The following is an 11782-nucleotide window of genomic DNA, read 5'->3' as shown; positions in this document are numbered from 1 at the left end:
CGCCTGCGCAGATGGTACTGCAGTTATGTGGGAGAGTATGTCGCCGCCTTTCTTTGAAAACCCTGTCCAGTCCGGACAGGGTTTTTTGTTTTGCACCATTTTCTAAAAATAATGCCCTGAGAAATACTCCGGCAGGATCTGCTGAAGTGAAAAATGTTTTGAAAGAAGAAAATTTCATTTATTGCAAGCTTTTTAGAATCTCTAAACGTCCTTTATTTTTTCAATAAGACGGAATGCTGAGAAAAAATATTTCTGAGCCTATTTTTCTTTTTGTTGATGTTTGATTGTAGATTCGATCTACAGTTAGCCAAATAAACTTCTTTAATTTTACTTCCTTTGTGGGCGCTTTAAAAAATGCTAACCCCAAAATAGCCTTTTTGTTTCTTTTATCCTATTACTATGTAGAGCAGGATTGAAACCCTAAAATTCGGACCAATTTTTTTTGCATTTATTCTTATTTTGAGCTACTGTATCAAGCTGCGTAAGTTGAAATTTAAAGAGAATTTGCTTGTTTTATTTAGGATTTGCTTTTATCACTCGTGTTTATTTGTTTAAATTTGAAATTACATTAGAATTTTTAAAATGATACCACGATTATTTTTTTTATGGCTTTTTCTGCTTTCTTTTAGTATTTACTCACAATCAACACAAGAACTGATAGATGGTGTAAATACTACTAACAATCATCAGAAAAAAGTAGAACTCTCTCGTAAGATTGCATTAAGATTGCAGAAAACAGATTGGGACAGAGCTATAAAATACATTGAACTGGCTGAGGCAGAAGCTAAAAAAACAAAAGAATCTGAACTTACTTTAGCTGGTGTTTATATCACATCAGGAAAAATGTATTCTGCCAGAGAGGTTTTAGATGTTGCCCTTCAATATTATTTGAAAGCCTATGAGATCTACAAAAAAAACGACAATCTTGAAGAAGCATCCAAATTAGAAAACAATCTTGCGATTATTTATGCACAAGGGAAAAATAAAGAAAAAGCACTGCAATGTTTCTTAAACGTATATCGTTTTCAAAAGTCAAAAAATGATGCTGTAAAGCTGGTAAAAATTTTAAACAATATAGGGACTTTATATCTCAGCAGAAATTTAGATTCTTCATTGTATTATTTTCATAAAGCCGAAGCACTAAATAAAAGCTTAAAAAATGATGATCTAAAGGTTTACGTTTACACTAATCTGGCTCGAGCATATGTTTTGAAAAAAGATAAAATAAAAGCTGAAGAGTATTTTGCCAAAGCTTTTTCCTTATTGAGCAATCGTGTTGATAATTTACTGCAGGCTTTTGTATATCAGTCTTTTGCTGAATATAATTTAAAAGAAAAAAACTATGATACTGTACTTGTAAATGCAAAAAAAGGTTTAGAATTGTGCAGCGAAAATGTATATAGTTCTTCTGGTTTAGACCTCAATAAAATGCTTTATGAAGTTTATGTAATTAAAAAAGATTATAAAAATGCTGTTTATTATTTTCAGAAATATAATGCTATTAAAGACAGTAAAAATATTGAAGAAAAGACAGTAAACATTGAAAGAATAAAGCTGGAACAAGATTATAAAGCCCGAACCCAGATAAAAACACTAATTGAACAAAAAAAGAGATTTAAATATTATGTAGTAGGTTTAATATTAGTTATTGGAATATTGATTTTGATTATTTTACTGATAAAATACCGCAACAAGAATATTAAAAATCAGCTCGAAAAGGAAAAATTAAAAACAAAAATGCAAGTCTTAAACGAAAGCCTCGAAGCCAAAAAGAAGGTTCTCATAGGAAAGGCAATGGCAGAAATACATCGTACAGACAGCATTAACGAAATCCTGACAGATCTTAAACAGATAAAACTCAAAACTGTTAATAAAGAAATGCAGCAGGCTATTGATATAGTTTTAAAGCGTCTTGAAAAGAATTTGAATACAGATATTTGGAAAGAATTTGAAATAAGTTTTGAGCAGGTTCATAAATCTTTTTTCGACAAATTAACGGAGGATTATCCTTCTCTTACTCCAAAAGATCGAAGATTATGTGCACTTTTATATTTGGATTTAACCACAAAAGAAATCTCTCAAATTACAGGACAATCTTTTAAATCTATAGAAAATGCCCGAACGAGATTGCGTAAAAAGTTTGATTTAACTAACGAAAAAGTAAATCTCTCCACTTATCTCAATACAATTTAACATATTTAATATCATAAAATAAACCAAGCTAATAATCTGATTTAGTTTGGTTTATTTTTTTTTGAGTGCTTTCTGGGTGGAACTTTTCTGCCTCAGAGTGTTTTTTCAATAGTCTTTTTTTGCATAAACACATAATCTCCCTTCTACATTTACCAAATCGATTAGCGAGCAGGTCGAAGTAAATAAGTTAGAATGAATAGGAAGAAAAAAGATATCCCTCCTAAAAGTTTAGAACAACTCTTAGAAGAAACAGAAACAAAAAAGAAAACCCTTTTAAAAATTCTAGAAAAAATAACAAAAGAAAATCCTAAAGATCAAACTCCGAATTGATTTTTAGAAACTGCTTTTATGGTTTTGCTATGAGCCATCGAAGCGCAATATTTATTAACCAAGCATACTATATTATTAATTTTTAAATTTAAAACGAATGAACCAAATTTACTTTAAAACCAAGTATTTGTTTGTTTTGTTAGGTTTCTTTGTCTGTTCCGTAGGAATGGCTCAGTCACTTTTTCCAAACAAACTAAAAGGCAGTGTGACAACGGCACTGGGATCGCCGACTGTGAGCCAGAAAAAAGATCCAGTTTCTAAAAAAGCCAGTGATCCATATTCAAGTCAGAATAATGATGCTGAAAATCTTCTTACTCAAAAAGAAGAAAAAATAAGTGGGACAGAACTTTCTGCTCAGGAAACTGAGTCAGTAAAAAAGCAGCAGCAGGCAAGTCAAAAATTATTTGAACAAAATGTAGCCAATACTATCGAGAAAACAAATCCGCAGGATTCAGTAAGTACAAAGGTTAAATCTTTTGCAAAAACTGCAAACGTAACAGCTAAAAACATATTTGAAGTTAAAAAAGGAGAGTTTGATTTAGCTGCGTCTGATAAAATGCAATTAAAATCGGTTTCTGATACTCATGGGAGAACAGTAGTTACGTATCAGCAATTCCATAATTCTGTTCCTGTTGAAGGAGCAATTTATAAGGTTAGAGAAAATAAAACTAAAATTGATGCATTTGGGGCTACGGCTAAGAAATTAACCGTAAGCAACAATTATAAAATAAATGCAGCGACAGCTTTAGGCAATGCACTTCAAACTGTAAATGCGAAGCAATATATTTGGGAGAGTAAAAAATTAGGTTCATTGGTTAATAAAAATATTAGCACAAAGCCACAGGGGGAACTCGTTTATGTGGGACCTAATTTTTCTTCAGAATTGAAAGAATATTACTTGGCTTGGAAGTTTGATATTTATGCTACAAATCCACAATCAAGTAATACTATTTATGTAGATGCAAATACTGGAAAAATAATTTTAAACCTTGATTTAAGCCGTGATGCTGTTTTTGGAGATCAGAGTTTAGGAAAAGGGAAATCAAGATATGCTGGAGAAGTAAATTTTAATACAAAACAATATGCTGACGGATACAGATTGGAAGGACTGCAAGGTAAATATAAAGTGCCAATGTACACTTGGAATATGAACCATGCTGATCATGCTGCAGATGAAGTAATCACAGAATTTGTTGATGAAGATAATATTTGGAATGAACTGCATAACAAAGATCATGACGAGGTTGCTATGGATATTCATTGGGGTATGCAGAAAACCATAGAATATTATGGTGAAAAATTTGACCGAAATAGTATCGACAATAAAGGAATGGCAATTATTGGTCTCGCACACCTAGGTACTAACGTTGAAAATGCTTCATGGACTGGCGGATGGGCACAATTTGGAGATGGTTATAGTACTCCATATGTTGGTTTAGGAATTACAGCACACGAATTAACTCACGGGGTAACAGGTTTAACTGCAGGCTTAATTTATCAAGGAGAATCAGGTGCTATGAATGAATCTTTCAGTGATATCTTTGGTACGTGCGTTGAATTTTATGTTGGAAAAGACAAAAAAGAAGATATCTGGATGCTTGGAAGTGAGTTGTACACTCATGGCAGTATGAGAAATATGGGTAACCCAAAAGCTCAGGGTCAGCCTGATACTTATGGAGGAATAAATTGGATAAGTCCAACAAATGTTAGTTACGACAATGGCGGCGTGCACATTAACAGCGGTATCACGAATTATTGGTTTTACCTTTTAAGTGAAGGTGGTCAAGGTGTAAATGACCTTAATAATAGTTATGATGTTAAAGCTATTGGTCTGACTAAAGCAGAAAAAATTGCCTACATAACACTTACAGAGTATTTATCGCCTTCTTCAAACTTTAGTGATATGCGTCAGGCAACCTTAATGGTTACAGAAGATTTATACGGAATAGGTTCTGAAGAATATAAACAAGTTAGTAATGCCTGGTACGCAATTGGTATTGGAACTGCTTATGCAGATAAACAAATAGCACTTGTTTCGGTTGAAAATCCTGTAGCATCTTGTGGTTCTTTAAAAGGAGATGAGCCTTTTTATATTAAATTTAAAAATACAGGCTCAACTGTAATTAAAGCAAGTGAGGTTTTAAATTATAAGTTGAGATTAATGGTTCCAGGTTTTGGTGGTAGATTGAATGAAATTTACGGCAGCAATGGCGTTATTAATTTTGATAAAGATTTGGCATTAGGCGAAGAAACGATTGTAAAGATTCAGGAAAAACTCCCTTACTTTATAAGTACAACTAAGTTAAACTATGTAGAAGTTAAATTTGATTTTGCCCCTGTTACAGAATTCGGCGCAAAAGACGGAATTTCTTTTGTTACAAATTTTATGGTTGTTCCAGAGCAAAAAGATTTTGATCTTAAAGTAGTAGGATTAAATCTTCCGGAATATACCGGCACTTCGCTGTCAGCAAATCATGCATTAACGGCAACGATCTATAATGTGGGCTGTAAAGATATACCAGCAGGATCTCAATTAAAAGTGGGATATGCAGATACAGCTTCTGGAAATCAAACCATCTGGAAAGATATAACGTTAAGCACTGCATTTAAAGGGAATACAGAAATGACAATTCCTTTTGATGGCACAATTGATTTATCAGCAGCAGGCCTGCATACTTATGAAGCTTTTGTATCATACAGCCAAGATCCTGTAGCGGCTAATAATAGTGCTATAAGTGCTTCGTACAGCGGTATTATTACTCAGTTTCCTTACAATCAAAATTTTGAAAGAACACCGGGAGGCTGGTATTCAAAATCACTGGCTACCAATCAAAAATTTATATGGCAGGCATCTTCTTATTCATTTAGAGATACAAAATCGAAATATTTGTGGGCTACTGAAAACCTTGCAAATGCTTCTGAAAGAATGGCTTTGAATGCTGATTTTACATTACAATCGCCAGTATTCGATTTTAGTAATGTTGCCTTTCCGTATGTTGAGTTTGATATCATTTCATTGTTTCATAACGGATATGACGGATTAGTTGTAGAATATTCTGAAGACAATCAAAACTGGAAAAAAGTTACAGGTATCGATTATCCTTCAACTTTACATATTTATGACGATGGTGTATTGTCAGGCCCATGGTTTACTGGAATTAATAATGATTTTAGTAAAAAGCCAATTGGTATTCGTTTAAATGAATTAGCAGGTAAAAAAGGAGCGATTCGTTTTCGCGTTGCAACAGATGATTATAATGACGGATTCTTAGGAGCCTTTATAGACAATATTCATGTAGACAATGCACCTTATGATTTAGTGCTTTTAGATGCAAAAATAGATGCTGGAAGTTGTAAAATTGATAATTCAAATACAAAAATAACGGTTAAAATCATCAATAATTTTGCGACAAAAGCAGAGCAGGTTAATGTTGCCGTAAAAATTCTGGATAATTTACAAAATGAAGTTTATTCGAAAACAGAAAAAGCGTCATTAGCGTTTACTAAGTTTAAAGATACTATAACGTACACTATTCCGAATATTGATTTAAAGACTATCGGTAATAATACCATTACAGTTTCTGTGTTTCCTGATGATATGACTCAGGATATCAAGCCAGAAAATAATACTTACACTTTTGATTACGATAATTGGAATAATGAAGATGAGAAAATAGCGGTACTGCCTTATACAATAGATTTTGAAGATGCATCTGGATATAAAGGATGGAGAACTTTTGAAAACAAAGGTGCTGCAGGCTGGAAACTCGGAACAGATTTAGATTTAAGGTCTCCAAGTTTTTACCTAACAGAGCATACAAAATTTATGGCAAGTAACGATGATATTTGTAATTGCGACGCTGCAAATGATATGTTAACTTCTCCTGTGCTGGATTTGAGCAATTACAAAGAAGCACACTTGACATTTGACGCCTTTGGAGACGGAACAGGACTTTCTGACGGATATGTAAAAGTAAGTACAGATGGTGGTAAAACTTGGGAGCAGGCATTTAAAATGTATTACATTGATAACTGGATAGAATACCACGTAGATTTAACTCCGTATGCAGGAAAACCTTGTGTTATTGTAGCATTTCAACACGATGATAATGGTTTATTTGCTAATGGTTTTGCAGTAGATAATATTAAGATTACAGAGAAATCAGAATATGTACAGTTGTCTAATTTAAGTGTACCTGAAATTATGTACGAAGATGCACCTTCTCACCAATTTTTTATAGGGGCAAGAAATGTATTTTATAAAAAAGTAGAAAAAGCTTCGATAGAATATCAAATTACCCAAAATGGTAAAGCTGTAGGTGAACCAATTGTTTTAGAACGAAATGATCAGATCTTACAGTATCAAACTATTGTTTACACATTAGATGGTCTTCCTAAGTTAGAACCAGGAAATTATGAAATCAATGTAAAAGTAATTACAAACGGCCAGCCAAAAGCTGAAGCGGCAACTCTTACAAAATCTTTTCAGGTTGTGGCTAAGGCACCAAATCTAGATATTGAAACTTTTTCAAGTGTAGCTCAGGGTTCAATATTTGGAACAAATGGTTACACTTCAAATCAAAGTGATGATAATTATCCGTGGAGAGCTGTTCCAAAGCCAGATAATACAAATCTGACATTGCCAAAAAAAGATCATACAGGAGATGATTTAGGCACAATGCTTTACAATCAGCTTGAATATTATGCAATAAATGGAGAATTGGTTTCGCCAATGTATAAGTTATCTGAAAATGCAACTTCTTTAGAATTTTACTATGCAATGCAATGTAATTATAGGAATTCATTCAGCATAGACATTAAAACTCAGGGAGGTGAATGGACTGAAATATGGAAAGACGCTAAACAAGGAAATTATTCAGACACTGAATGGAAAAGGGGAGCGGTAAACCTAACTAAATATGCAGGAAAATCTGTAATGCTTCGACTTAGACATGCTAAAGAAGGTGGATATTCTTATATGGTTTTAGATGATTTAAAAATAATCAGCGAACCTGTTTTAGATGTAGTAGTACAAATATTATCACCAAAAGATATATGTGGAGGCAATGAATTTAAAGTAAAGCTGACAAATGAAGGACAAATTGCAATTCCTGCAAATAGTATTCAGTTAGATTTAGAATATATCAACACAAATGAAACTATTTCAGAAGCTATTGAAGCTGGAATTCCAGTTGGCGAAAGCGTAGAATATATTTTAAAGAAACAGCCTAAACTTGATAACAGTGGAGATTCTCATGTATTTACTGTCACTGCCAAATTGGAAAATGACGGTATTGCACAAAATAATAAAGTCGAAAACTATCTTTATCAAGGAACAACATCAGATTTTAAAATATTTGATAATCCAGTAATTCATGGATATGCAGGCAAAAGCTTATATATTGCTGCCCAAACTAATTTTGATTCAGATAAATTAAAAGTTGCTTCGTACAAATGGAGTACAGGTGAAGTTACTAATGGTATCGAAATCAATAAAGCGGGAGATTATTCTGTAACAGTAACAACCAAAAACGGATGTACACTTACAGAAAAGATTACGGCAACATTTGATACTTTCGAATCTGACTTAGTTAGTGGAGCTGTCTGCGGCCCAGAAGTTGTTTTGAATCCTGGAAATTATAAAGCATACGAATGGTTTGATGGTTCAACAAAACCAACTTACGAGACAAAAGAAAGCGGTGATTATTTTGTGACTGTTTATAATGAAAACGGAATCGGTAAAACTTTTAGCACTACGATTTCAATTCTGGAAAACAATATTGTACCAGAAATTCAGGTTGTGGGAGATAAGAAATTAACAACTTCAGTTGAGGGAACATCTTATCAATGGTTTTTGAACGAAAGACCGATACCAAACGCAACTGAAAAAACTATAATTACAATTTGGGAAGGAAATTACAGCCTTCAAGTGACGAATAATAATGGATGTAATAGTATTTCAGCGCCATTTGATTCAAAAGGTATGCTTGTTGGCAAAATAACAAATCCTTTTAGAGTATTCCCTAATCCGGCTGTTGATAATGTAAACCTATTTTTAGCGGAAAAAATTGAAGGACAGGCTGAAATCAAAATGTACGGAATGGATGGTAAGGCTGTATGGAATAAAACGTATGCAAGTTTTCCATCAAATGTAATCTTAGCGAATTAATTCCTGGAGTTTACATCTTAGAATGCGATGTACAAGGCAAGAAATATACAGCTAAGGTTATTAAAAAATAACAAATTAAAGATATAAATACGGCAGCTCTTTTTTTGAGCTGCTGTTCTTAAACAAATATTATCTATGAAAAAATCAATATTGCTTATATGCATACTCTTTTTAGGTGTGACTGTTATGGCTCAAACTGAAAAAATCAAGCTTGGCGTAAAAGCGGGTTTAAATTTGGCGAACCTTACTTTTGATGAAAGCGAATTGGATTCATCAAGCAAAACTGGATTTACTGCGGGGTTAATGGTCGAAATTCCAGTGGCGAAAAACTTTTCAATTCAACCAGAATTATTGTACAGCCAGCAGGGAACAAAAATTTCCTTTTCTGATCAGGAGGTAACCAATTCAAACTATAAAAGCAAAATAGACTTAAACTATTTAAACATTCCCGTGATGCTAAAATATTATGTCCTAAAAGGATTAAGTCTGCAAGCCGGACCTCAGATAGGAATACTTCTAAAGGCTAATAATGAATATCGAGATAATTTTCTTGGTTACGAAAATTATGAAAATTTAGATTTGAAAGAGTATTCAACAGGTATAGATACTTCCGTAAATTTAGGATTGGGGTATCAAATTAAAGATAAGTTTTACACAGACTTACGATATAATATATCTTATTCTAATGTCTTTAAAGAAAGTGATGTCAATTATGTTATTAATCGCGATATGAAGAATAGAGTTTTTCAAATAACTATCGGGTACTTTTTTAAATAGAGTGAATTAGTCTAAAGCTATTTAATTAAGTGCATAAAAAAAGCCTGTAGACCTATGTTTACAGGCTTTTTTGTGTAGTCACAGAATTATGTCCAACATCTCTGAATATTAAGTGTAAGTTATCATAGAACGTGACTCTCTTTATCAAATGTGGTAACGCATTTGCCATGATTCTGCCCCAAATCTAATAACATAAAAAACATTCCATTCTTACAAAATAAAAATTCGAAAAAACTGCCTTTAATTTTTTGGAAAACAAGCTATCAGTATATTGATTTTTAATTGCATTTTTTACGTCATAATGTACTTACTTTTTTGAGTAAAGAATCCCAAAAATCATATTAACGGCTAAAATTAAGATGTACTAAATATTTTGTTTTTAATTCTTTATTGTTTAAAATATTTTTAATTGGTGTTATTTTTATATTTTTAGTAAAAAATATATTAAAGCAACCGGTTGTGTGTTAAAATATTTTTATATTTGTGATAAGCACACTTATTGTTACTTAATAAGTTTTTTGTAAAACGCAGATATTTTCTAGTATATATTATTATAAGAACGATTAAAATGAAACAGCGACAAATATTTTTATTATTATCATTATTATTTATTTTTTCATTTAATAGAAAAAACTTCGAAAGTAATCTTTCTAATCATCCTTTCTTTTCTAATGTTGTCTATAGAGGCGACGATTATATATATAAAAATAATCCATTAAACCAAGATGAGTTTTATTCGCCTATTTTACAAGGATGTTATCCCGATCCGGCTATTACGAGAAAGGGAGATGATTATTATATGGTCTGTTCTTCATTTGCCATGTTTCCCGGTGTTCCTATTTTCCATTCTAAAGATTTAGTGAATTGGACAGATTTGGGAGGGGTATTAAATAATGTTTCCGAATTTAATCCTCACGATACGGGTATCAGTCAGGGAGTATATGCTCCCGGAATAACGTATAACCCTCACAACGATACATTTTATATGATTGTCACGGCCTTTACAGGTAATATGGGAAATATTATAGTAAAAACAAAAGATCCAAAGAAAGGTTGGGGAAGTCCGATAAAATTAGATTTTAACGGAATCGATCCTTGTATTTTTTTTGATGATGATGGCAAAGGATATATAGTTCATAATGATGCTCCTGATAAAGGAAAAGAACTTTACCAAGGTCATCGTGTAATTAAAGTGTGGGAATACGATGTTGCAAATGATAAAGTAATTCCAGGCACAGATAAAGTGATAGTAGACGGCGGTGTAGATCTTTCTAAAAAACCAATCTGGATTGAAGCACCTCATTTGTATAAAAAAGACAATCATTATTATTTAATGTGTGCCGAGGGGGGAACAGGTGATAATCATAGTGAAGTTATTTTTATTTGCGATAGTCCAAAAGGGCCTTTTAAGCCGGCATCAAACAATCCAATTCTTACACAAAGATATTTTTCTCAAGATAGGCCTGAAAAAGTTGACTGGGCTGGCCATGCAGATTTAGTTCAGGGACCGGATAATAAATATTATGGGGTTTTTCTTGGTATCCGTCCGAATGATAAAAACCGTGTAAATACAGGACGGGAAACTTTTATGCTGCCTGTAGACTGGTCTGGAGTTTTTCCGGTGTTCGAGAATGGATTAGTGCCTCTAGAGCCAAAAATAAAAATGCCTAAAGGGGTTACTAAAAACAAAACAGGAAAAGACGGATTTGTCCCTAATGGAAATTTTACGTTTACTGAAAATTTCACTTCTGCAAAATTAGATTACAGATGGATAGGTTTAAGAGGGCCTCGCGAAAATTTTATTTTGCTAACTAAAAAAGGACTTGAGATTAAACCTTTTGAAGTAAATATTAAAGAATTGAAGCCAACTTCTACACTATTTTACAGACAGCAGCATAATACTTTTTCTTTTGCCACAACATTAGAGTATAAACCGGCATCTGAAAAAGACCTGGCAGGAATTGTTTGTCTTCAGAATGAGCGGTTTAATTATGTTTTTGGAATAACGAAAAAAGGAAAAGATACTTTTATTTTGCTGGAAAGAACCGAAAAAGGAGATTCGAAAATTATTGCAAGTACTAAAATCGAGATCAAGAAAAATATTCGTTTACAGGTAAAAGCAACAGGAGACAATTATGAATTTAGTTATGCCTTAAATGGTATTAATTTTCAAAATTTAGGAGGAAGTGTTTCAGGTGATATTCTTTCCACAAATGTGGCTGGAGGTTTTACAGGAGCATTAGTAGGATTATATGCTACGGCTTCAAATGATGCTCAGATAAAATAGAAAATATTGACATTAAAACATTTATA

General features: G+C 32.7%; 6 protein-coding genes. All 6 read left to right on the top strand.

What is annotated here, in order from left to right:
• A partial coding sequence (locus tag IR010_RS20180) for a hypothetical protein (protein WP_228515198.1) occupies positions 1–227 on the top strand: 227 nt, incomplete at its 5' end.
• Positions 228–582: 355 nt separating this feature from the next.
• Positions 583–2193 carry a tetratricopeptide repeat protein gene (locus tag IR010_RS18530; protein ID WP_194605869.1) on the top strand — a complete coding sequence of 537 codons (1611 nt, stop codon included), beginning with the start codon at positions 583–585 and terminating at the stop codon, positions 2191–2193.
• A 192-nt stretch (positions 2194–2385) separates the two neighbouring features.
• On the top strand, positions 2386–2523 hold the full coding sequence (locus IR010_RS18525; protein ID WP_157848508.1) for a hypothetical protein: 138 nt from the start codon (positions 2386–2388) through the stop codon (positions 2521–2523).
• A gap of 97 nt (positions 2524–2620) precedes the next feature.
• Complete coding sequence (locus tag IR010_RS18520; RefSeq protein ID WP_194605868.1) at positions 2621–8692, top strand: M4 family metallopeptidase; 6072 nt, start codon at positions 2621–2623, stop codon at positions 8690–8692.
• Positions 8693–8827: 135 nt separating this feature from the next.
• A complete protein-coding gene (locus tag IR010_RS18515; protein ID WP_194605867.1) occupies positions 8828–9469 on the top strand; it encodes a porin family protein in 642 nt (213 codons plus the stop codon).
• A gap of 568 nt (positions 9470–10037) precedes the next feature.
• Positions 10038–11756 (top strand): glycoside hydrolase family 43 protein, encoded by a 1719-nt coding sequence (locus IR010_RS18510; protein ID WP_194605865.1) that lies wholly within the window; start codon positions 10038–10040, stop codon positions 11754–11756.
• The last annotated feature ends 26 nt before the right edge of the window (positions 11757–11782 follow it).

The organism is Flavobacterium sp. MR2016-29, from assembly GCF_015350695.1.
Taxonomy (GTDB): domain Bacteria; phylum Bacteroidota; class Bacteroidia; order Flavobacteriales; family Flavobacteriaceae; genus Flavobacterium.
This window is presented reverse-complemented; position numbering and strand designations above follow the sequence as displayed.

Excerpts from the sequence above, each read along its gene's own strand:
- IR010_RS18520 (WP_194605868.1), top strand. The coding sequence starts at position 2,621 with ATGAACCAAATTTACTTTAAAACCAAGTATTTGTTTGTTTTGTTAGGT.
- IR010_RS18510 (WP_194605865.1), top strand. The coding sequence starts at position 10,038 with ATGAAACAGCGACAAATATTTTTATTATTATCATTATTATTTATTTTT.
- IR010_RS18515 (WP_194605867.1), top strand. The coding sequence starts at position 8,828 with ATGAAAAAATCAATATTGCTTATATGCATACTCTTTTTAGGTGTGACT.
- IR010_RS18530 (WP_194605869.1), top strand. The coding sequence starts at position 583 with ATGATACCACGATTATTTTTTTTATGGCTTTTTCTGCTTTCTTTTAGT.
- IR010_RS18525 (WP_157848508.1), top strand. The coding sequence starts at position 2,386 with ATGAATAGGAAGAAAAAAGATATCCCTCCTAAAAGTTTAGAACAACTC.